Origin of the sequence: uncultured Ruminobacter sp. (assembly GCA_902764345.1) — a bacterium.
Taxonomy (GTDB): domain Bacteria; phylum Pseudomonadota; class Gammaproteobacteria; order Enterobacterales; family Succinivibrionaceae; genus Ruminobacter.
The window spans coordinates 1-22636 of sequence record CACWVT010000015.1 but is presented as its reverse complement, the minus strand read 5'-3'; the positions used below and the strand labels follow the sequence as shown (position 1 = coordinate 22636).

17 protein-coding genes are annotated in these 22636 nt (G+C 44.7%); 8 read left to right on the top strand and 9 right to left on the bottom strand.

The genetic code is table 11. From position 1 onward, the window contains the following. Positions 1-276: 276 nt before the first annotated feature. The 3 genes from metE to QZU58_RS04305 all read right to left on the bottom strand — a co-directional run bounded on the left by metE (position 277) and on the right by QZU58_RS04305 (position 5252). Positions 277-2547 carry a 5-methyltetrahydropteroyltriglutamate--homocysteine S-methyltransferase gene (metE, locus tag QZU58_RS04315; protein WP_294495262.1) on the bottom strand — a complete coding sequence of 757 codons (2271 nt, stop codon included), beginning with the start codon at positions 2545-2547 and terminating at the stop codon, positions 277-279. A 407-nt stretch (positions 2548-2954) separates the two neighbouring features. Beyond that, positions 2955-3920, bottom strand: coding sequence for a hypothetical protein (locus QZU58_RS04310; protein ID WP_294495257.1), 966 nt, complete (start codon positions 3918-3920; stop codon positions 2955-2957). Between the two features lie 255 nt (positions 3921-4175). Further along, entirely contained in the window at positions 4176-5252 is a 1077-nt protein-coding gene (locus QZU58_RS04305) for a hypothetical protein (RefSeq protein WP_294495254.1), read from the bottom strand. Between the two features lie 521 nt (positions 5253-5773). Between QZU58_RS04305 and QZU58_RS04300 the strand changes: the two genes are divergently transcribed. After that, positions 5774-6142, top strand: a complete 369-nt coding sequence (locus QZU58_RS04300) for a hypothetical protein (protein ID WP_294460881.1) — start codon at positions 5774-5776, stop codon at positions 6140-6142. 300 nt (positions 6143-6442) lie between these two features. Here the strand turns inward: QZU58_RS04300 and QZU58_RS04295 are convergent, their stop codons facing one another. Both QZU58_RS04295 and QZU58_RS04290 read right to left on the bottom strand, forming a co-directional pair. After that, positions 6443-7231: a hypothetical protein gene (locus QZU58_RS04295; RefSeq protein ID WP_294495250.1), complete on the bottom strand. Its 789-nt coding sequence runs from the start codon at positions 7229-7231 to the stop codon at positions 6443-6445. A 130-nt stretch (positions 7232-7361) separates the two neighbouring features. Further along, the gene (locus QZU58_RS04290) at positions 7362-9176 is read right to left on the bottom strand and encodes a putative transporter (RefSeq protein WP_294495247.1); all 1815 of its coding nucleotides are present in this window, start codon (positions 9174-9176) and stop codon (positions 7362-7364) included. Between the two features lie 310 nt (positions 9177-9486). Between QZU58_RS04290 and nhaB the strand changes: the two genes are divergently transcribed. The 5 genes from nhaB (at position 9487) to QZU58_RS04265 (ending at position 14961) form a co-directional block, all read left to right on the top strand. Beyond that, the gene (gene nhaB / locus QZU58_RS04285; RefSeq protein WP_294461466.1) at positions 9487-11070 is read left to right on the top strand and encodes a sodium/proton antiporter NhaB; all 1584 of its coding nucleotides are present in this window, start codon (positions 9487-9489) and stop codon (positions 11068-11070) included. A gap of 235 nt (positions 11071-11305) precedes the next feature. Beyond that, entirely contained in the window at positions 11306-11965 is a 660-nt protein-coding gene (locus tag QZU58_RS04280; protein WP_294461464.1) for a MotA/TolQ/ExbB proton channel family protein, read from the top strand. Between the two features lie 51 nt (positions 11966-12016). After that, positions 12017-12415, top strand: a complete 399-nt coding sequence (locus QZU58_RS04275; protein ID WP_294461462.1) for a biopolymer transporter ExbD — start codon at positions 12017-12019, stop codon at positions 12413-12415. Then, positions 12412-13347: a TonB family protein gene (locus QZU58_RS04270; protein ID WP_294495243.1), complete on the top strand. Its 936-nt coding sequence runs from the start codon at positions 12412-12414 to the stop codon at positions 13345-13347. The genes QZU58_RS04275 and QZU58_RS04270 overlap by 4 nt, the downstream gene beginning before the upstream one ends. Before the next feature lie 195 nt (positions 13348-13542). After that, positions 13543-14961, top strand: coding sequence for a DUF1266 domain-containing protein (locus QZU58_RS04265; RefSeq protein WP_294495240.1), 1419 nt, complete (start codon positions 13543-13545; stop codon positions 14959-14961). 145 nt (positions 14962-15106) lie between these two features. Here QZU58_RS04265 and QZU58_RS04260 read toward each other — a convergent pair whose 3' ends face one another. Next, on the bottom strand, positions 15107-15439 hold the full coding sequence (locus tag QZU58_RS04260; protein WP_294461457.1) for a TM2 domain-containing protein: 333 nt from the start codon (positions 15437-15439) through the stop codon (positions 15107-15109). A 258-nt stretch (positions 15440-15697) separates the two neighbouring features. Then, positions 15698-16279, bottom strand: a complete 582-nt coding sequence (gene dsbB, locus QZU58_RS04255; protein WP_294495237.1) for a disulfide bond formation protein DsbB — start codon at positions 16277-16279, stop codon at positions 15698-15700. A gap of 537 nt (positions 16280-16816) precedes the next feature. Here dsbB and QZU58_RS04250 point away from each other — a divergent pair. Then, complete coding sequence (locus QZU58_RS04250; protein WP_294461453.1) at positions 16817-17404, top strand: superoxide dismutase; 588 nt, start codon at positions 16817-16819, stop codon at positions 17402-17404. 253 nt (positions 17405-17657) lie between these two features. Continuing rightward, the gene (metG, locus tag QZU58_RS04245; RefSeq protein WP_294461451.1) at positions 17658-19706 is read left to right on the top strand and encodes a methionine--tRNA ligase; all 2049 of its coding nucleotides are present in this window, start codon (positions 17658-17660) and stop codon (positions 19704-19706) included. Positions 19707-19957: 251 nt separating this feature from the next. Here metG and serS read toward each other — a convergent pair whose 3' ends face one another. After that, entirely contained in the window at positions 19958-21262 is a 1305-nt protein-coding gene (gene serS, locus QZU58_RS04240; protein ID WP_294495234.1) for a serine--tRNA ligase, read from the bottom strand. A gap of 379 nt (positions 21263-21641) precedes the next feature. Further along, the gene (gene rapZ, locus QZU58_RS04235) at positions 21642-22511 is read right to left on the bottom strand and encodes an RNase adapter RapZ (RefSeq protein ID WP_294463535.1); all 870 of its coding nucleotides are present in this window, start codon (positions 22509-22511) and stop codon (positions 21642-21644) included. Positions 22512-22636: the final 125 nt, after the last annotated feature.

Sequence of the window (22636 nt, the reverse complement as noted above, 5' to 3'; positions counted from 1 at the left end):
GCCATAGCCTCCGTATGCCATCAGCACTAATGCTACATACCGTGATAAAACAGTCTCGCACACACAGTCACCATCTGCAGAAAACATCCGAGGTACACCACGCACCTGATCTGTTCCGAATTACGTACGGAATAGAAGACCTCAGCCTGCAATACCGTCCTAAAAATACAGGTATGCCTCCGTTTCACCTAGTAAAAAAAACCGGACGATATTACCGTCCGGCCTGATTTAGTGAACAGTCATCAACAAAGTTTCAGACTGACTTCATCCGTTACATTAGTTGAACTGACTTCTTAAGATCTTGGCAGCTTCAACCAGGTTCTGGAGACTCTTAACGGTTTCTTCGTTGCCGCGGGTCTTCAGACCACAGTCAGGGTTTACCCAAACCTTGTGATAGTCTTCTCTTGAAACGATGAGCTTAAGAGCATTAACGATTTCGTCAACTGAAGGAACGCGAGGTGAGTGAATATCGTAAACACCAGGACCTACTTCAGTCTTGAAGTTATTTGCCTTTAATGCATCAAGAACAGCGAAGTCTGAACGTGAAGCTTCAAAGGTGATTACGTCAGCATCCATTGCATCAATCCAAGGGATGATTTCGTTGAATTCACTGTAGCACATGTGGGTGTGAATCTGAGTTTCAGGCTTAACACCGCTGTGAACGAGTCTGAATGCAGGAATTGCGAAATCGAGGTATTCACTTTCCCAGTCACTGCGACGGAGCGGTAACTTTTCCTTTAATGCAGCTTCATCGATCTGGATGATTCTGATGCCGGCCTTTTCAAGATCAAGCACTTCATCTCTTAAAGCAAGAGCAAGCTGCTGGATTGAAGTCTTAACAGGAAGATCTTCACGTGGGAATGACCAGTTGAAGATGGTTACAGGACCGGTGAGCATACCCTTAACATCCTTATCGGACTTGCTGTTTGCAAAGGCACTCATCTTAACGGTCATGGCTTCCTTACGGGTTACGTTACCCCAGATTACAGGAGGCTTAACGCAACGGCTGCCGTATGACTGAACCCAGCCGTTCTGAGTGAAGATGTAACCTTCGAGCTTTTCACCGAAGTATTCAACCATGTCGTTACGTTCGAATTCACCGTGTACAAGTACGTCAAGACCGAGGTCTTCCTGTAACTTGATGCACTCAACGGTAAGAGCTGCAATGCCGTCTTCGTAAGCCTGCTGGGTGATAACACCGTTCTTGTAATCACGTCTTAAGGCTCTGATCTGAGCAGTCTGAGGGAATGAACCGATGGTAGTGGTTGGGAATAAAGGCAGACCGAGAACCTTGTGCTGAATGCTGAGACGTTCGGTTCTTTCAGGTAATCTGGTGTAATCCGCATCAGTTAATGAAGCGATCTTGGCATCAAGAGCGGCATCATCCTCAACACGCTTAACACTGAACAGAGCCTTGTTGGCAGCGAGGAACTTGTCAGCACCTTCTTCACCGTTAACGATGGCTTTGATTTCATGGAGTTCGGCAAGCTTCTGTCTTGCAAATGAGAGATAGCTTAATACCTTTTCTGAAAGCTTGGTTTCAAATTCAGTACTTTCAGGTACGTGTAATAATGAACAGCTGCAGCCGAGAACGCAGTTGATGCCTAAAGACTTGAGTTCATCAAGAGCCTTGATTATGGTTTCGTAATTGCTGCGCCAAATGTTCTTACCGTTGATTAAACCTGCAACGAGAACGGTATCCTTAGGGAAGCCGTTTGCCCTGATGAGATCAAAGGTCTTTCTGCCTTCCTTAAAGTCAAGAGAAATGGCATCAAAACCAAGACCGGTAACTTCGTTATAAATGTCTCTGATGTCACCGAAGTAAGTATCAAGACCAAGCTTCAGACTGCCCTTTTCAGCGAGAAGTCTGGTATAGATTTCAACAAAGAGCTGCTTGTCTTCAGCAGTAAGATCCTTAACCAGTGAAGGTTCAGCAAGAGACACGAATGAAGCGTTCTTTGAAGCACAGAACTTAAGGAGTTCAACATAACCGTTAACAACGTCATCCTTAAGATCCTTAACTGAAGTGCCTGCAACGTACTTAACAAGCTTTAACAGAGTGAAAGGACCAATCTGAGCAACCTTGTAGTTAAGCTTTAATTCATTGGCTTCGTCAATGAGACCTGACAGGAATACAGGATTAAACTTAACATCGTTCTTACCGTCAAATTCAGGTTCGATGTAGTGGTAGTTGGTGTTGAACCACTTCTTCATAGGCAGAGCCTTGAGATCAACACCGGAAGTCTGCACGCCGCGGGCCATGGCGAAATAAGTATCAAGGGCATTCAGACCGGCCTTTACGTAACGTTCAGGGATAATGTTAAACAGAACGGCAGTATCGAGCATGTTGTCATAGAAAGAGAAATCACCGCATGGAACAAGATCAATCTTCTGTTCAGCAAAATAGCCGTAGTGCTGCTTACGGATGGTTGCAGCAACATTCTGTAATTCTTCTGCAGGAATTTCATGCTTAAAGTACTTTTCAAGAGCGAACTTGAGTTCACGCTTTCCGCCGATGCGCGGATAACCGATAATGGTATTTAACATTATCCATCTCCTTGTATTTATGGTTATATAAAAACAGTAAAACTGTTTTTGGTAAAAAATTTATGTTGGACAGGATTTAAAATTGCAGTCCCAAACAGGTAGAAATCAGTATTAAATGCCGAATTAAAGATGCTGACCAAAGCCTGTTCAAGAACAGGTAAGATTATATTTTCTTTTATTGTTATAGGCAATTTTTATTTAATTATACTGTGTTATAAATATTTTTTATCATAAATACGAACGATGATCCGATACGACATGCTCAAACATTCGTATTTGTGTTTTTAAATGAACAGGCGCACTGTAAAAATAGGTTGCAGCAAAACAGCCAAAAGAGATTTATGACACTGCAGACGTATCATAAAAGACGGAAACGGAGTATTGTCATTCAGGTTGAAGTTAAACCGTCAGTGTCCGGAGTACTTACTCTTGAGATGAGGCCAGAAAATGTCCATGACAGCTTCCCCCTGGCCACCGAAGTAGAATCCCGGCCATAGGGTTGCAAGAATAAACGTAAGCACGGGAAGAAGCAGGATTCCCACAATGGTAAGCCCCGCCGCAAGATAATCCTCGCTTACGTATCCGGTCAGTGCCTGCATAAAAACAGACAGATAAAAGGTAAAACCGTCGGAAAGAAACAGAAACAGCGTGTTGACACAGATAAGAAGAATCAGACTGAACACAATGGCGTAAAAAAACATGCAGCTCCAGAGACGGGCCATATTTCTCCTGACTGCAACCATGCTGAGCCACAAAGCTTTAGGTGCGGAAACCCTGCCCAGCACAATCAGAGGCACTGCATAGGCCTTAAAAAAGAAATAGCAGATCCCGAAAACAAAACTCACCGCAAACGAAAACATTCTTACGCCGAAAAAGGAGGAACCGGTATTTTCCGCATCAGCGATACCGCTCTCCGCCATATGATCCGAAATCAGCCATCCATGGAACTCGGAAAGATGTCCCAAGATAAAAACCAGAGCCAGAAGGCCGAGAATTAAGAACAGAAGAAAATAATCAAGAACCGATACCATCAGAATACCGGGAACAGATCTTCCAAGCATTCCGAACATGTCACCGTATACCCCTTCCCTGCCGTGTCCATACCGTGAGGCAATAACGTACATGAAACCGAGAGCGGACAGAATATTGATAATCAGCGGAAAAAACAGAGGAAAGCAGAAAAAAAGAAAACAGCAGCCGCACGCAGTTCCTGCTATTCCCCAGAAAGGAAGTGAGGCTACCGACATTATGGCGGCACGCTTCCAGTCCTTTGCCACTGCCCCGGGAACCTTGGCAGCCACAGGCTGACGCAACAGAAAGTCCTTAAAGGAAAATCCCTCTAATCTGTTAACATCCGGAAGTAAAACGTTCATTAGGTTCCCCCAGTCAAAACCGCTCAGACACTGACATGGCTGCGGCTCGTGTACCTTTATCCTGCAACTTAAGCATTCAGTCAGAGACTGAGCCATACCAAACAGCCACGTCGTCAAAAACAGTAATAATGCCCCAAAACACATATGTAACGGTGATTTATGATTATAAATTCATCAACACATACCGTAAGCAGAGTTTATCAGAAAAGAAACGAAATCACATCAGAAAACAAAATCACCTCCATAAAAAAGGTATCATCGGGCTGCTATTATCTCCATCATAACAATGATTAAAAACATCATAATCACGCCGATAAGTACTAACACACTGCATCCAATCTGACGTTTTACGAAATATCTGCTTTTGGACGGCACTCGATGCTTTGGATCCAGCTTTTTTAAATCCTCATGAATCCGCATAACATCGTTGACAAGACGTTTGATAACATCAATATTCTGTCCTGGTTTAGCCACATATTCTCCCCTTATGTTGTCATACGAAAGAGACAGAGCAGAAATCAGAGCATCATGGACTTCTATGAGATTTCTGCTTCTTGTAGCTGTTCCTGCAGCATCACTTCTGCCGAGGTTTACGGCTGCATTAAGCATTTCAATAATGACCGTAGCTTCGTTAAAGGCATCATTAAAATTCTGAGGATCTATAGTCATGCGTTCTCCTATGCGCGGCAGATTAGGAATTACTTCATTCCACATGCGGGAGGCAACATTGTTAATTTTGGAGGCAAAACCTGATGCAGAGGAGTCTCTTCGTGCAGGATCATACTGAGTGAGCAGCGGCTCACACAGGCTGTAATACTGTTTAAGTAACGCATTTAAAGAATTCATGTCATTACGGATGGAGTAGATGTAAAAGCGCCCGTCAAGTAAATTTCCGTAAAGAACAAGCACGCTTTCAATATTGGTGACTGCCGATTCAACAGCCTCTGTCCTATGCTCCTCCGGAGCACAGGAAATGGCTGTGGTCAGACAGCTCACGCATTCACTGAGATTATAATTTCCGTTTATCGCATTAAGACATCCGGTGGCCGCACCTTTAATGAGCCACGCTCTGTAATCACCGGTATCATTTTCAAGAATGTTCTGACTGTATCTTAAGGCCTCATTCCAATTTCCTGACGTAAGTGCCTTAGAGGCCAGCTCCATAAAATTATCGATCTGCTTTTTTGAATAGCCTGACATATTTATGTTGATGTCAAGAATCTTTCTTGCGGCTTCCTCCGTATATTTTACACCGCAGCTCTGACAGACAAAAAGATCTCCGGATTTAACCAGATCAACACCTCCGCACAGCTCACACACAAGTCTCTTCATAAAGCTTCGAACCTCAGTCAAAACAACACATATTCAAAAGCGCCAAAATATACTTATATTTTATATTCTCATAAAAGCAAATCAACATAATAAGGGTAACATGAATATCAATTAAGATCCCAATTCACAAAAAAGGAGGTGCACAAAAGCATGCAGAGGAAAATAAAAAGCAGATTATCCAAAAACCAACCTCCCCGTGTAACAGAGACAACTGTTTAAAAAATAAACACAAATCGATTTATAAATTTCCAACTAATTCTGATTATTAAGCCGAGTTATGAGGAAGTGGTCACAGTTAATCAGATTTTTCCACGCAAATAATGTGATTACGTGTAAACTTTTAACAATTAATCCACATAAACAACATTCTTTTAACTAAAATAAAAATCGTTGAGTGATGATCTCGTCGACTGGTACGAATTATCTTTGATTTTTCAATGTTGCGAACATGAAAAAACTCAATCCGATTCCATACAAAAAAAAAGAATTTTAATAATAATGATAATCAATGGTGGATACTCATGGGACTATTGAACACTTTAACTAATTTAATGTCCGGCAACTACGGAAAAGCCGGTCTGCGTAACATGGAAACAACAAGTGAGGAGTACGCAAGCCGTTACAATCCGAATGAGTTAATCAAGCGTATTGAATCCCGCAGCGGCCAGATTTCTCCTTCTACCCGCGAAACCTGCTGTCTTGCCCTTCTGAAGAAAAATCCAAACTTAAGACAGGTTGCGGAAGTATGGTCCGTATATTACGGTTCAAAAAGAACCGCTCTGAATCAGGTAGACAATTATAAGAGAGCCGGTTCAGACGTGTTTTCTCATGCCCTGCTGCAGAAGCTTGATAATCTGCGCGAGGTATTTAACGAGAACGGAATGTATTAATACCTAATACTGATATAAACCTTTACGATTGCATACGCATGGCGTGAGATAAAACTGACATCTATATAATTACCACGTAGCGGTTTATTTAAAACTAATTAAACCAAACCTCCAAGTCAAGGCTTGCCAGCTTTCCCCAAGGCTCAAGCCTTGTTTTTTATTAATTTTTTATGGGTTTTACGGGATTTTCCCATAATTTATCAGCAGTCCTAAAACGAGTACATGCAGATGCTGGTCAGACGTCATATGCCTGAAGGCATTCCCCCTGCCCCTGTCAGCGCCAAACAGAATATACCGAACCTAAAAACCACCCCTTACGCTAATCTTTCCGCCTTTGATGTTTTCAAGAAGCTCCATAAACATTCTGCGCGATACAAGCCTGAGTACCCAGACTGCCGCCCCCATGTAATAAACGATACCGACGGCAAGCACCGTTGCGGAACTTAACGTAACGTTCAGATCCTTTATCTGAGGTGCGTAAGTTTGCAGGAATCTTATGAAAAAGGATATTATTGCCGGAAGATTAGCCTCGAACAGAACTATCGCTCCGGACAGAAGCAGCACGAGAAGTACCAGCTGCACGCAGTTGAATACAAGCTGTTTCACCGATACCGTAACCGCATGAAATACCTTAAGTGACGGAACCTTGACGGAAATATAGAAAATCAGGGTATTCAGCACCATTACAAGATAAAGAAACGATAATCCCAGCCAGTTAAGGATTCTGAAACGAAAAACGGTCGTAGCTGAGACTGAGCTTCCGTCAAACGTTTCCTGCAGTTCAGTCTCCCAGAGATGACAGTATATTATGACAAATCCGGAAAAGAGCGCAGTCATTACCGGAAACTCAGACATGAACAGCCACCTGAGACGCAGCGACATACCGACAAGATATTTTACGCAGCCAATCTTCTTTAAGGCCATAAATCCGGGCAAAATCCACCAGCAGAGAGGAAAAAGAAGCACCGAAATACAGGCCATCACAAACGACTGCACCCACATCACCGGACGCGTAATAAAAACAATCATTCCCTGTTTTACAAGAGATGAAAACCACAATACTTCACCGTCTTTCTCTGTCTTACTCATTTAAACCTTCCGAACCGGTAACATTGGTGCAGGTGAAAAGGACATGTTAACTTAATCCTCTTTAACTGCCGCATATAAAAAACGGCAGGGGGATAACCTCTGCCGTCCTTATTCTGCAGTCTAAGAAATATTACTTAGACATAAGTGCGTATGCAATCACGATCATCAGCTGTGGAGTGAGAATACGCAGGAACATTGTAAACGGATATACGGTTGCATAACCTAAAGAACTTGCTTCTGAGTTCTTGTACATACCGTTTGCAAAAGCGAGAGCCGGAGGATCTGTCATGGAACCTGCCATCGCACCGCATACTGACAGATAGTTAATCTTGGAGAACTTATATGCCAGAATACCGCAGATGAAGATAGGAATAAATGTTACGAACACACCGTAACCCATCCACTTGAGACCGTCACCGCCAATAAGGGTATCAACGAAGCCGTTGGCACCTGAGTTGAAACCTACGATTGCAAGGAAGAGCACAATACCGATTTCTCTTAAGGCACTGTTACCTGAAGCAGGCATGAACCAGTGCATCTTACCCATGGTAATAACATGACCGTAGCGGGAAAGAAGAATTGCAACAACCAGCGGACCACCTGCAAGACCTAACTTAAGTGCGGCAGGAAGACCAGGAACAGGAATTGCCAGACAGCCGAGGAACATACCTAAAACGAGACCTACGAATACAGGCATCATATGAACCTTCTGCATGGCTACGGCACTGTCACCTACTACATTGGCAACAGCATCGATTGATTCCTTGCGACCAACGATGTTCAACTGGTCACCGAAGTGAAGCACGGTACCGCTGTGAGGAATGAATTCCATACCGGTACGGATTAAACGTGAAACAGCAACGTCAAACTTAGACTTGATTTCAAGTGCGTCAAGACTCTTACCGAGAATCTTTTCATTGGTAACAACAACCTTGCGTACTGAAAGATCGGTACCCTTGGTGGTTAATGAAACCTGTACGGTTTCACCGATGAAACTGCATGCCTCATTCAGATCCTCGTCCTTTTCACCGATGAGGTGAAGAATGTCACCTGCATATACGACGGTATCAGACTTAGGAACCATGAGGATGTTGCCTCTCTTGAGACGTGAACAGCCGACCTTTCCGTTCTGGAGAACTGAAATTTCAGAAATCTTGAGACCGAACAGATCTGAATTGTTTACGGAAACGTTCTGAGTGTTCAGATCCTTTCTGTTGCTCTTCTTCTGAAGCTCATATTTTTCACCTTCAGCGTTGATGTTTACTCTGAAGAAGAATCTGATGAGGAGCATGGTCAGAAGAATACCGCAAATACCGAACGGATATGCTACGGCATAAGCAGAAGCAACGTTCTTAACGTCAAAGCCTTCAGGAACACTGAGTCCCTGTTCCTTAAGACCGTTAACAAGGTCACCAATCATTGCCTGACCTGCACCGAGAGCAGGAGTATTGGTTACGGCACCTGCGTAGATACCAACAGTTGAATCAAGATTCAGACCGAAGAACACGTTGAAGCTGAGGGCGATTGAAGCGCCGATGAATACGATGGCAATCGCATAACCGATAAGCTTAACGCCTGAACCCTTAAGGCTGGCGAAAAATCCCGGGCCTACCTGAATACCGATGGTATACACGAACAGGATCAGACCGAATTCCTGAACATAATGAAGAATGTGCTTGAAGCACTGAACTTCGTTTACTGACTTTGCGGTCTTGACAACATCAACACCGCCGGCGGCAAGAACATCAAAAGAATCTTTGGAAAACTCCGGAATCCACCCCATCTTCTGAGCAAGCCATCCCATAAAAATACCGCCGAACAGAACGCCGCCGATACCCAGACCCACACCTTTATACTTTACTGCACCCAGCGCTATACCAATTACTGAGGATAAAGCAATCATAATGGTGATGATCGAGATTTCACTGAAGGAAAATAAACTCATACACACAATACCGATTGATTTACAAAAAACAATTATCGGCCGGAAACAACATCAAATCAGCCGAAACAAAAAAAACGTGTGCATTTTATCACTTTAGATTTTAAATGGCTATACGAAAAAAACGGAACTTTTGTTCACTTGCCGAACATCCTGCTCAAATCCGTACAATTTTTTCTTACCTCAGTAATTTCAGACAATCTTTTTTATTTTTTTACAATCTTTTAACCCGCCTCACAAAAATATGTATAATATGCTCGGATTATCAATTTTTCGTTTTTTTGGTTTTTTAGAGTTTGAGGATTTGTTTCATATGAATACAGTCACCCCGGCAAATCAGTCGACATTCGGAGCCGTGATTGATGCACTCAGAACAAACTTTCTGGGCGACGCCCCTTCATGGTATAAACGCATCATCATATTATTCCTTATCGCCAATCCTTTTATATACATGTGTTCACCTGTAATATCAGGATGGTGCCTTGTTGCCGAATTCATTTTAACGCTGGCCATGGCACTCAAGTGCTATCCGCTTCTTCCGGGCGGTCTCCTGGCCATTGAAGCCGTTGCCATCGGCATGACCTCTGCCCATGAAGTAAAGGCAGAAATCTACCACAACCTGGAAGTAATCCTTCTGCTGATGTTCATGGTTGCGGGCATCCACTTCATCAGAGAGCTTCTGGTAAGCATCTTTACCAAAATCCTTCTCAGGGTAAGATCAAAGATTCTACTTTCGGTAATCTTCTGCGTGCTTGCAAGCTTCCTTTCAGCATTCCTTGACGCCCTTACGGTTCTTGCCGTTATCATTACCGTATGCACGGGCTTCTACGGCATCTATCACAGAGCCGTTGCAGGCGCCAAGACCCAGATGAACGACAACTCAGGGATTACCGCTGAAGACCGCGTTGATCTGGACAATTTCAGAGCCTTCCTGCGTTCACTTCTGATGCACTCTGCCGTAGGTACTGCCTTAGGCGGTATTTTTACCATCGTCGGCGAACCTCAGAATCTGATTATCGGCGACACCGCCGGATGGCATTTCACTGAATTTGCCCTCCGCGTAAGTCCTATTTCAGTACCGGTATTCATTGCGGGCATTCTTACCTGTATCTTCGTTGAAAAGTTCAAAATCATCGGCTTCGGTCAGCCTCTGCCTGAAAAGGTATATCAGATTCTTGAACAGAACTACCTTAAGAACCTGAACGGGCTCACCATGCGCACCAAAGTATCCCTTGTCTGTCAGGCCATCGTGGCTCTCTGGCTCATCGTGGGACTTGCGTTTCATCTGGCTGCGGTAGGCTTAATCGGTCTTACCGTAATCATTCTGGCCACCACCGCAACCGGCGTGAACAGTGAATCAGAAATCGGCAAGGCCTTTACCGAAAGCTTACCGTTCACCTCCCTGCTCTGCGTGTTCCTGTCCATAGTAGCAGTCATCGACCACCTCGGTCTGTTCGACCCAATCATCAAATGGGTTCTTTCCGTGGACAAGGCTGCCCAGCTTCCGCTGTTCTACGTTGCCAACGGTATTCTGTCCGCTGTTTCAGACAACGTGTTTGTGGCATCCGTATACATTTCCCAGATTAACAACGCACTTCAGAGCTGTCATCTTGACAGAGAGCAGTTTGACATGCTGGCAATTGCCATCAACTCTGGAACCAATCTGCCTTCAGTGGCCACCCCTAACGGTCAGGCAGCATTCCTCTTCCTGCTGACTTCCGCCATTGCTCCGCTTGTGAGACTGTCATACGGCAGAATGTTCCTCATGGCCATCCCGTACACCATAGTGCTTTCCGTTGTCGGTTTTGTCTGCACCTGGTTTGTTCTTCCGGCCATGACCGACGTCTTCATCGACCTCGGCTGGCTCAGTGAAGTTCAGAAGGTCTGCACCAAGTAAAATAAAACGGACCGGCGGCACATGCCGTCTAATCCGTTAACAGTAATTATCAGGATACCGTGATGCTCTCATCACGGTATCTTTTTTTTCATGATTCGTAAGGTGCACGGAGCCGGCCTTCAGCCCGTAATTAACAAAATCCCCATCCTGCAGACATTCCCTGAAAACAGATGATGTATAATAATGAATATATTGTTTCACATCAGGCAAATATCAGGAAAAATCCGTAACATCCATGTTCAGTGACATATACAACCTTACAGGTCCCGTCGGGATTCTGCTGATAATACTCGCCGTGGCAGCCTGCTTTCTGTCTATTTACGGCGCAAGCTACATTTTCTATTCCCTAATGCACTTCAGAAAATTCATCAGGAATCTGCGGAAGATTCCTGATGATGCCGAAAGGCTCGTCAGATCCAACGATTTCTGCCACATAACACTGCTGACCCTGAAACGCCTCCTCAGCCGAAAGGAAATCACTGCGGAAAATATCCGTCAGGAAACGGGGTTTCTTTTCAATGTCAGACTCAGAAAGCTTTTCGGAGTCCTTACATGTCTTAAGGTTATTTCCGTAATATCCCCGCTATGCGGTCTTCTGGGAACGGTTCTCGGCATGCTGGACGTCTTTCAGGCACTGGCGCAGAGCACCGGCGTTGATGCCGGACTTCTTTCCAAAGGAATATCCGAAGCCCTCATTACCACGGTAATGGGCCTGGTTATTGCCATTCCGGCACTTATTGTCTATCACCTGCTGAATCTGTGGCTAAGATCAGTTAACGGAATGATCCTTGGAAGAATAAGCTTTCACACGGATGAACTGTTATCGGATCCCGCTCTGAGAACCCGGCAGACGGAGATACTCCAGAAACTCAGCTTCAGCGGAACGGACGACTAATCCTGCTGACGCAGTAACACATAGAGGGAAACAGCCGGAATGATTGATTTCATGAATAATTCTGACAGTGAAGACATTTCCATTGATTTAACTCCGTTAATCGATGTCATCTTCATGCTCATTATTTTCTTTGTGCTGACTACAAGCTTCATCACCACGGGAATCAGGGCAGAACTGCCGGCTTCGGAGCATTCGGCCTCAATCACCGACGGCAGGTATCTGATGACGGGGTTTGATGAAAACGGGGAACTTATGCTCGATAACAGCCCCGTGTCTCTCGAGGAACTGGAAGAGGCTATAATCTCCAGTCCGGAAAAGGAAATTAACCTTTATACAAATAAGACAACTCCTTTTGAAAAGGTGCTTAAAATCATCGATCTTGCCAAAACCCACCGCAACGGCAGAATAGTAATCACCACAGTAACCCCTGATAAAGAACAGCAAAGATGACGGACAGAACCGGACAGTACGCAACGCTCACAGCATCTGCGGGAACAGTATTCATACTGCTGCTCGTGCTGTATCTTTTTGTCGGAGAGGAAACACGTAAGGGAGCGTCAGGCGGCGGTGAAATGACGGGAATTACCGTAACCGGGATTATCGCGGCACCGGGCACGGCCTCCGGCAGTCCGTACGTTTTACCTGAAAAAAAGATTTCCGAAGCTCCGGAATCTGAAACGACTGATTCAGCTTCAGCCGAATCACTCCAGAATTCGGACAGGGAAGCGGAAAATACTGCCGTGAACAGGACTGACACAGATAAATCCAGGGAATCAGACGTTCCCGTGATTACTGATAAAGGAACCAAGAGCGCGGTCTCAGTAAAAAATAATGCAGAACGATTACCGAAGCCTCATTCCACGGTCACGGGGAAGACAGACATCACCACAAAGTCTGAAAAGACATCGAATCATAAGCGGGAAAAGCCCCCTCGGACGCAAACGGGAGAAAATACCGCCACTGCCACAGTAAATAATTCATCGCTATCGAACGGGGCGGCAGCTGCACGGACAGACGGTTCAGGAACAAAAACCGCTTCGTCCGGAGTAGAGCATGACGGACAGGATTCTCACAGTGGAGCAGCCGATTCAGAGAACTATCAAAAAGCCTACGGAGCACTTCTTGCCAGAGCAAAAGAGCTTCATTCGTATCCGTATCAGGCCAGAAGAAGAGGAATTGAAGGCAGAGGAATACTCAGGGTTACCATAAACAGTCAGGGGCAGGTAACAAAAACGGTAATCATAAAAGGCACGGGCTCTAAAGTACTTGACCGGGCCATGGAGGAGCTTGGAGAAAAACTCACGGGATTTGATACAGGCATCCGGGGACTTAATCTTCAGGTAAACATTCCGCTGGTTTATAAGCTTACCGGAAACAGATAAAGTCGCCGTCCCAACATATTTTTTCGGGAAATACTCTCTTTTCCTCCAAACAAAAGTTTATCGCAGGATCACGCCCGCTACATTAAAAAACAATGTAGTGATGTTTTTTTTGCTAAAATACCGTAAGGCGGATATGAATGACAGCCGGAATGATAAACCGCTCCAGTTTTTTTGTCAGGAGAAAACCGAAAATCAATGAGCTTTAATCCTTACCTTAATCTGAGATTCATAAATCATCTTAACGAACCGCATTTTGTTCCATTTTCTGCTCCGGAACTCTACTGGGCCACTCAGACCTGTCAGTCCGAAGTTCTGGCGTACACCGAACGACTGCTGAGACAGGATAAGGTAAGCAATTACACCTCTCTGAAAAACTATCTCATTTCCATGAGAGACACCAACGCCTGGAAAATCGGTGCATTCAAATTCTTCTACAACTACAATAAAAGCCATCCGAACGCAATTTCCCGCCTCAGTCTTAAAAATGACTCATCCGCAATGGAAAATTTCATTGACGAAATCGAGATCAACCCGAATCTGGCGGATTACTATGAAGAATGCGGTCACGATCCGCATCTTGCCATGAAGTATTCGGTTTCCAAGATTATCTGCGATGAAAGACGTCTGAACTGGATGAACACCTTCTGCGACAAGTTTGCCTCCATACTGGAAATAGCCGCAGACACAGGAATAGTGGCCAGCAATCTCATAAAGCAGCTGGATCTTGTTGACTGCGCATTCAGCATCGGCATCATTAACCAGCAGGAAAATGATGACCTCCTCAAAACCTGCGGAGACAGAATAATCAAGATGTTTCCGTCATGGGGCTCTTATCTTGCGGCTTTTCTACTCTGCAGACTCTATGACATCTGTCTGTCAGCGGCCGAGGTAAGATATCTTCCGCGTCAGGCACAGACACTGATTGACAGCTATTACCTGTGCTGCAACAACAGACTCAACGAGATGCTTCCTGTCCCCGGCTGGGAGCACGAGGATCTCTCAAAGCTGAGGGAAGCCCTGAAACCATTGGTTAATGCCGAGGTTCTTGATACCCGCTGGAACGGGGTCAGTGAGTATGAGATAGTCTGCATAAACAGACTTACTGACGGATTCTGGCTTTTTGAGAAAAAGCTTCTTCCTTACATCAGGGAACACAATCTGCACCTCTTCATAAAGGAATCAGGCAAGTTTGACGAATTCATTCCGATTGTCGGCGGCAGAGATTTTAATCTGTATCTTAAGACCCTGCACCTTCCGCTCGTAAACGGGGAAGTTCCGCTGATGCTCACCAAATACGGGTTATTTTCAAATCTCGGTTTCTGGACCTTTGATACCTATCCGAATCCTAAATTTGCGCCGTGGCCGGAAAGTCTCACGGTTGACGCCGGCATGCCGGTCAACAGGGATTACGGACACATATCCATTCCGTTCTTCATTCACGAGTTTCAGTGCGACATAAACGTGAGTCTGCCGCATCAGTACACCTGCAACAGTCTGTTCCTCAAGAAAACTCCGCCGGAACAGTCAGAGTACATCCGCAGGGAAACTGAGGATCTGAGACTTTTCTTCAGCACCATCCCTTCCCTGCTTAAACAGGATTCAGCTGAATCATAACGGAAACAGTGGCTGTCAGAAGCGGACTGCCGTCATGCCCCGGCCAGACAGATCATAAAAAATGCGGTGTTCGGAAAATTCCGGTACACCGCATTCTGTTTTTATGAGACAGAGACTTTGAGAAAAACCGTCTCTCCCATATCCATTAGTTAGGCTTGGTCAGAACAAAGCCCTTCTTCAGGGTAATTTTACCGTCACCGTTGTCATTAACCATCATGGCAACAATAAGTTCATAGATGGCAAGAATGGTAACTACAATTCCCGGAATAACCAGGAATGAGAAGAGCAGCATCAGAAGATAAATAATGCCTTCCTTAACCTGGCCGGCGTAGAACTTGTGTGCACCGAATGCACCAAGGAAAAATGCCAGCAGAATGTAGGTAAGCTTATCTACTGTTACTGTCTCGTATGCCGGTGATGCACTGGAAAACTGAGCATCCGACTGGGTGTTTGGATTATTGCCATTGTTATTATCCATATAGATATCTTCCTGATGTTAGATAAAAACGACGTCCATGTCTGATTATAAGACAGACACCTTTTTCCATGAGGCAATCTGCATAAAAGAATAATTCTTTTAAAACCGAGGTCACAATATTGATGAATATCCTCCTGAGAACCTCTTTTTTCAGGTAATTCTCCGAAAAAATCATCTGAAAATGAAAACCGGAAGAGAATCACTGCATGTTCTCTTCCGGTTTATAAATGTGGGAAGTCTCCTTTAATTTTTGCGTAATTATCCTTTTCTGTTTCTCAATCCAAGATAGGTTCCGAAAGGAATGAATGACAGCAGAGTTACCAGACCGGCAACCACGGCATTGCAGACAAAAATAACGATAATCCACTGGACCATGGTAAGTCCTGCAAAGTCCCATGCGGCGTCACCGCACACCCCTGTAGGCGCAAACACTGACGGAAGCCATTCATCAAGCTTCATGTATGACGGGAAATTCGCATGGAAACCGCAGGTGCTGAAAGAGGCGAACGGATCCTGCAGTGATTTCTGATAATCAATTTCATAACCTCTGTGCTCGATGGCTATGATAAGTCCCCATACCGATGAAACCAGCCATACCAGGGAAGCTGCAAGTCTTATGATAAGATGCTTCGGAGCCGTCACGCCGATAAGTGCGGCCACCCCGAAAAACATGAAGCAGGCTCTTTCATAGACACATTCTATGCACGGATTAAGCTTCAGCCAGTACTGGAAATAAAGGCCGCATGCTTCATAAAAAATAAAACCGAGAAACAGCAGCGCCCAGAGAATTCTGGTATGCGGAAACCATACCCTGAGAAAGAAAGATTTTACGTAGTTCATTATCAGTATCCTAATTTGAATTAGACGGAGACGGGACCACGGGAGAAAAAATTCCACTCACAAAAAGCAGTCCTTATCCAAAATCCGATATTGTCTGTATTCATGATTTTATAATAAAGCCGTGACCGATGCTTAAAAACAGGCTGATTTTACGGAATAATGGGACTGTATCCGCAAAAAAACATGAATTCAGGCATAAGTGGTTTCCACTTATACAGTCCACCTCCCGATAACGGACATAAAATTCGGCAATATTAACGGCCTTCCTATCCTAATAACTTCAGCTACGGCTGTCAGATAACATATGATTTACATTATTATGTTGTTTATTATTCATTATCCCGAATATATTGAATGACTGATTCTCAATTTTAAAATAAATAAAATTTAGAACGGGTTAAAAAAACACAGATAACATATAATCAAATTAAGAGGTTTCAAATCTCCCTTAAAGCAGGAATCCGCAACGGCAGTGAAATGACAGTACACGCATGATTCCGCTCAGGCATAACTAATCGCAAATAATAAGGAGTTATCATGAGTCTTTTTTTACCTAAGCTTAAATATGAAATGGATGAACTTGAGCCGTTCATTTCCGCAAGAACCATGGATTTTCACTACAACAAGCATTTCCAGAACTACATCAACACCGCAAACACCCTGATTCAGGATACTGATTTTGCGGACAAGTCACTCAAGGAAATTGTTCAGACGTCCATAGGCCCGATCTTCAACAACGCTGCCCAGGCATTTAATCATGAATTCTACTTTAACGGTCTGTGTCCGAAAAGCAGAGCAGTGCCTGTTCCACAGGTACTGGCAGATGCCATCAATGACAATTTCGGTTCCATGGCCAGCTTTAAGGAACAGTTCTCAAAAAGCGCCATCAGCAATTTCGGTTCAGGCTGGACCTGGCTGGTACAGAATCCGGTAAGCCGCAAGCTGTCCATAGTAAACACCAGTAATGCTGCAACACCTCTTACTGACGGCATGTGCGTGCTGCTCTGCATTGACGTATGGGAGCATGCCTACTACCTGGACTACCAGAACCGTCGCAAGGACTATGTACTCGAGTTCTTTGACTATGTGGACTGGGACTTCGTGGCGGAAAACCTCATCAAATAACGTATTCTGCCCTGCTTGCGGTACTGTGTAACGTTCCGTAGCAAAACTCAACTCTTGGAAAACGGCATTTGAGATGCCGTTTTCCTTATTTCAAGAATCGTGAAATACAGGTTGATAAACCACCTTTGCCGTCACCGTACGGACTGGGATGAATTACTCGTTTTTAGCCCCTTTTTATGGTTAAGATAAAACTAAAAATGTGATAGAATACGCACGTTTGTTAATAATTTAGTTTTTTCGGGGTTATTCATTCATGACTTCTACAGCAAAACCACTATTCGTAACATGTGCCCTGCCGTACGCCAACGGCTCCATTCATTTAGGACATATTCTTGAACACATTCAGGCTGACATTTACGTGCGTTTCCAGCGCATGCTCGGCCGTAAGGTATATTTTGTATGTGCCGATGACCAGCACGGAAGTCCTATAATGCTCAAGGCTCAGAAGCTTGGCAAGACCCCGGAAGAAATGATTGCCGAGGTAGAAAAGGAACACCGTGCAGACTTTGCCGGATTCAACATCACCTATGACAACTACTATCGTACAAATTCTCCGGAAAATCAGGAAATCTGTACCTGCATGTTCAACAAGCTGAAGGAAAACGGCTACATCAAGAGCCGTACAATCTCTCAGCTCTTCGATCCGGAAAAGAACATGTTCCTTCCTGACAGATTCGTAAAGGGAACCTGCCCTAAGTGCGGTGCAGCTGATCAGTACGGCGACAACTGCGAAGTATGCGGTGCCACCTACTCCCCAACCGAACTGAAGGATGCCTATTCGGCAATTTCAGGTGCAAAGCCTGTTCTCAAGGACTCAGAACACTTCTTCTTTGATCTCCCGCAGTTCGAGGAATTCCTCAAGACCTGGACAAAGAGCGGTGCCCTTCAGTCTGAAATGAGCAACAAGCTTCAGGAATGGTTTGAACAGGGACTTCAGCAGTGGGACATCAGCCGTGACGCACCATACTTCGGCTTTAAGATTCCGGGAACCGATGATAAGTATTTCTATGTATGGCTTGACGCTCCTGTAGGATATCTGGCCTCCCTGAAGAACCTTCTCGACAAACAGGGCATTGACGTATATGACGTCATTAACAAGAATAACGATACTGAAATCGTTCATTTCATCGGTAAGGACATCCTTTACTTCCACTCACTGTTCTGGCCGGCAACCCTTGAAGGCTGCGGCTACAAGTCACCTAGCAAGATCTTTGTACACGGATACGTAACCGTAAACGGCGCAAAGATGAGTAAGTCAAAGGGAACCTTCATCAAGGCCTCAACCTACCTCAAGCATTTCAATGCGGAATGTCTGAGATACTACTATGCCTCAAAGATGAACGGTAAGATTGACGATCTGGACTTTAACCTTGAAGACTTCGTTGCCAAGGTTAACTCAGACATCGTAAACAAGATTGTAAACCTGGCCTCAAGAACCGCAGGCTTCATAACCAAGAAATTCGGTGGCAGACTCGGTGACAGCATTGCTGATCCGGAACTTCTTGCCAAGTTCACCGCCGTTAAGGAAACAATCGCCAGCGATTACCTTAACAGGGAATACAGCCATGCCATCCGCGAAATCATGTCTCTTGCGGATCTTGCCAACAAATATGTTGACGACAAGGCGCCATGGGTTATCGCCAAGGACGAAAGCAAACAGCAGGAACTTCAGGACGTATGTACCATGTCTCTCAACATGTACAGAATCCTTATCACCTACCTGTCACCTATTCTTCCTGAATTAACTGCAAAAAGTGCAGACTTCCTGGCAACGGATCTGTCATGGGACAGCATTGACACTCCTCTTACCGGTTCTGAAATCAAGCCTTTCAAGGCTCTGTTCAACAGAATCGACAGTAAGACCGTAGCCCAGATGATTGAAGACTCAAAGGAAGATATCAAGGCTGAACAGGCTCCTGCTCCAAAGGCTGAAAAGAAGCCGGCCAAAAAGGACAGCGATGAAGCTCCTGCCGAAATCACCATTGATGAATTTGCCAAGGTTGACATGCGTGCCGCAAAGGTTCTTGCCTGTGAAGCGGTTCCTGAATCAAAGAAGCTTCTCCGCTTCGAGCTTGACCTCGGTAACGGTGAAAAGCGTCAGATTTTCTCAGGAATCAAATCTGCCTACCAGAATCCTGAAGAGCTTGTCGGCCGCTTCGTAATCGTTGTATACAACCTTGCTCCGCGCAAGATGAAGTTCGGTGTTTCCGAAGGCATGATTCTGAGTGCAGGTTCAGGTGACAGCGACATCTTCCTGCTGAGTGCAGACAGTGGCGTTAAGCCTGGCGACAGAGTAATGTAACAGGACTTAAAAGGACTTTCATAACTCCATAAATCCCGTACCGCTCAGTGACTCCATATGAGATTTACTGCTGCGGTACGGGATTTTTCTTTTCAGTCGTAATGCGTGTGATAAAGACGCTGCTTCAGGTCTGTTCTACTGATGCGGTACTTATCCGGGCAAAAGAAATCCCGTGACACCATCATCTGATATCACGGGATCATTTTTCTTATTTACCTGAATCAGGACTTCCGGAAAAATCCGGGTTCAGACTACTCAGCCTTAATTACTTCAAGACCGTTCATGTACTTTCTGAGAACTTCAGGTACAACGATTGAACCGTCAGCCTGCTGATAGTTTTCCATAACGGCTACAAGGCAGCGGCCTACTGCAAGGCCGGAACCGTTCAGAGTGTGAACCAGTCTGGTCTTACCATCGGTATCACGGAAACGGGCCTGCATTCTTCTTGCCTGGAAGTCGGTACAGTTAGAGCATGAAGAAATTTCTCTGTAGCAGCCCTGAGCAGGAATCCAAACTTCGAGGTCATAGGTCTTGGCTGAGCTGAAGCCCATGTCACCGGTTGACAGAGCCAGCACGCGGTAAGGAAGCTTTAACTCCTTAAGTACGTCTTCAGCATCTGATGTAAGCTGTTCAAGAGCTTCCCATGAGTGATCAGGATGAACAACCTGAACCATTTCCACCTTATCAAACTGATGCATTCTGATAAGACCGCGGGTATCGCGTCCGGCTGAACCTGCTTCAGATCTGAAACAAGGAGTATGTGCGGTAACCTTTAAAGGTAAATCCTTAACATCGAGAATGGTATCACGGACTATGTTGGTTAAAGGTACTTCAGCGGTAGGAATCAGACAGAACTTACGGTTTACGTTGTCTCCGTCGGCATTTCCGTCAAGTGAAGTATGGAAAAGGTCTTCCGCAAACTTAGGCAGCTGACCGGTACCGTAGAGTGAATCGTGATTAACGAGATAAGGAACGTAGCATTCTGAATAACCGTGCTTTTCGGTATGAAGATCAAGCATGAACTGAGCCAGTGCTCTGTGCAGTCTTGCAATCGGACCGCGCATAAGGGCAAAACGGGCACCTGAAATCTTACGTGCATTATCAAAATCAAGCTGAGCAAGGTTTTCACCAAGTGCAACGTGATCCTTTGGTTCGAAATCAAATTCTCTTGGGGTACCAACCACGCGAACAACTACATTTTCAGTTTCATCCTTTCCTACAGGAACTGAATCATCCGGAATGTTTGGAACGGTAAGTGCATAAGTGTTGATTTCAGAGAGAACGGCATCCTGCTTAGCCTTAACTTCCGTAAGCTCATCACCGATCTGTTTAACCTGTTCTTTAATGGCAGAAACATCTTCACCATTTTTCATGGCCACGCCAATGGACTTGGAGAGGCTGTTACGCTGAGCCTGAAGATCCTGAGTTTTAATCTGAAGTTCACGACGCTGTTCTTCCAGAGCGTTTAACTTTTCGACATCAAGCTTAAAATTACGGGTTGCCAGGCGAGCTGCGGCATATTCAATCTCGCCGCGAAGATATTTTGAATCTAGCATTTAAAAAGACCACAAATCAATATTGTTTTTCTTAAAAACAAACTTACTCAAAAATCATTCCTTTAAAAGGAATACACAAAATATAAAACCAAGTGAATTATACTCTAATTTGAACAAAAAGGCATTATGGGAATGGATATTAAAGACGGCAAAAAATCCGTGCGGACAGATGGAACTTAGCTAATTAATCAATAAGAGAAAACATTGGCGCAAACGGCTTGATTTTCACCGTTACAGACACTGAAACACCGGCATCACTCCAATCAAAACACTGTAAAAGGCCTTACCGGCACCGTCAACGGAAATGAATGGGATGAATTTGCTGAACGTACAGACCGACTCCGAAAGATTTCACGCTGAAAATAAGAAAACGCGTGAATTACATGCGTCTGGTCTTTTTAAGGGACAGATGCTTTACCACAACTTCCTTCTTTCTCTTCTGGAAGTATTTGGCCAGGGTTTCGGCAATGTACACACTGCGGTGCTGTCCGCCGGTACAGCCTATTGCCACGGTAAGATAACTCCTGTTTGAACGTTCAAAGAAAGGAAGCCACTGATTCAGAAGACTGTCTATGTTCTGGATGTACAGCTGAACTTCCGGATAGTCGGCAAAGAAATCAACCACTTCCTGATCAAGGCCGGTGAGCGGTCTCAGTTTGGCAACCCAGTGAGGGTTTGGCAGAAATCTGCTGTCAAACACAAAATCCGCATCCTTGGCTATACCGTTCTTGAAACCGAAGGACTCAAAAATCATGGTCAGGGTCTTTTCCTTCTTTCCGAGCACCAGTGAGGTTATGTGCTGAGTCAGATCGTGAATGCTGAGATTGGAAGTGTCAATGCGGGCGTCGGCAAGCTCTGCTATCGGGTCAAGAATCTCATGCTCCTTCACGATGGCCTCACCGAGAGAAAGCTTCTGCTGTCCCTTTGACAGAGGATGAAGTCTTCTGGTTTCCTCATAACGCTTGATCAGGATCTGATCATCGGCATCCAGAAATATACTTATCACTTCATTGTTTGGATCGTTTTTTACGGAATCGATAAATCCGGTGTAATCAACGGTATCGTTGGTAAAGTTTCTGATGTCTATGCTGACGGCAACTGATGAATATTCCCTGCTGCTGAGTTTTACCAGTTCCGGCAGAAAGGACATGGGCAGATTATCAACGCAGTAGAATCCCAGATCCTCCAACACACCAAGAGCTATAGACTTACCGGCTCCGCTTCGGCCGCTGACAACAAATAATCTCATAACCGTTATCCAATTCCCAAAATATCCCGCTATTTTGGATCTATAAAAACCTATAAAATAAATTTTTTACCAAATTAAGCCTTCATCGCCAGATTTGCCAGCTGATTCTTATTTAAGTCAGCCAG

Coding starts and splice junctions, on each gene's coding strand:
- QZU58_RS04270 (WP_294495243.1), top strand. CDS start 12,412: ATGACGGACAGAACCGGACAGTACGCAACGCTCACAGCATCTGCGGGA.
- metE (WP_294495262.1), bottom strand. CDS start 2,547: ATGTTAAATACCATTATCGGTTATCCGCGCATCGGCGGAAAGCGTGAA.
- rapZ (WP_294463535.1), bottom strand. CDS start 22,511: ATGAGATTATTTGTTGTCAGCGGCCGAAGCGGAGCCGGTAAGTCTATA.
- QZU58_RS04290 (WP_294495247.1), bottom strand. CDS start 9,176: ATGAGTTTATTTTCCTTCAGTGAAATCTCGATCATCACCATTATGATT.
- QZU58_RS04265 (WP_294495240.1), top strand. CDS start 13,543: ATGAGCTTTAATCCTTACCTTAATCTGAGATTCATAAATCATCTTAAC.
- dsbB (WP_294495237.1), bottom strand. CDS start 16,279: ATGAACTACGTAAAATCTTTCTTTCTCAGGGTATGGTTTCCGCATACC.
- QZU58_RS04250 (WP_294461453.1), top strand. CDS start 16,817: ATGAGTCTTTTTTTACCTAAGCTTAAATATGAAATGGATGAACTTGAG.
- nhaB (WP_294461466.1), top strand. CDS start 9,487: ATGAATACAGTCACCCCGGCAAATCAGTCGACATTCGGAGCCGTGATT.
- QZU58_RS04275 (WP_294461462.1), top strand. CDS start 12,017: ATGAATAATTCTGACAGTGAAGACATTTCCATTGATTTAACTCCGTTA.
- QZU58_RS04310 (WP_294495257.1), bottom strand. CDS start 3,920: ATGAACGTTTTACTTCCGGATGTTAACAGATTAGAGGGATTTTCCTTT.
- QZU58_RS04280 (WP_294461464.1), top strand. CDS start 11,306: ATGTTCAGTGACATATACAACCTTACAGGTCCCGTCGGGATTCTGCTG.
- metG (WP_294461451.1), top strand. CDS start 17,658: ATGACTTCTACAGCAAAACCACTATTCGTAACATGTGCCCTGCCGTAC.
- QZU58_RS04305 (WP_294495254.1), bottom strand. CDS start 5,252: ATGAAGAGACTTGTGTGTGAGCTGTGCGGAGGTGTTGATCTGGTTAAA.
- QZU58_RS04295 (WP_294495250.1), bottom strand. CDS start 7,231: ATGAGTAAGACAGAGAAAGACGGTGAAGTATTGTGGTTTTCATCTCTT.
- QZU58_RS04260 (WP_294461457.1), bottom strand. CDS start 15,439: ATGGATAATAACAATGGCAATAATCCAAACACCCAGTCGGATGCTCAG.
- serS (WP_294495234.1), bottom strand. CDS start 21,262: ATGCTAGATTCAAAATATCTTCGCGGCGAGATTGAATATGCCGCAGCT.
- QZU58_RS04300 (WP_294460881.1), top strand. CDS start 5,774: ATGGGACTATTGAACACTTTAACTAATTTAATGTCCGGCAACTACGGA.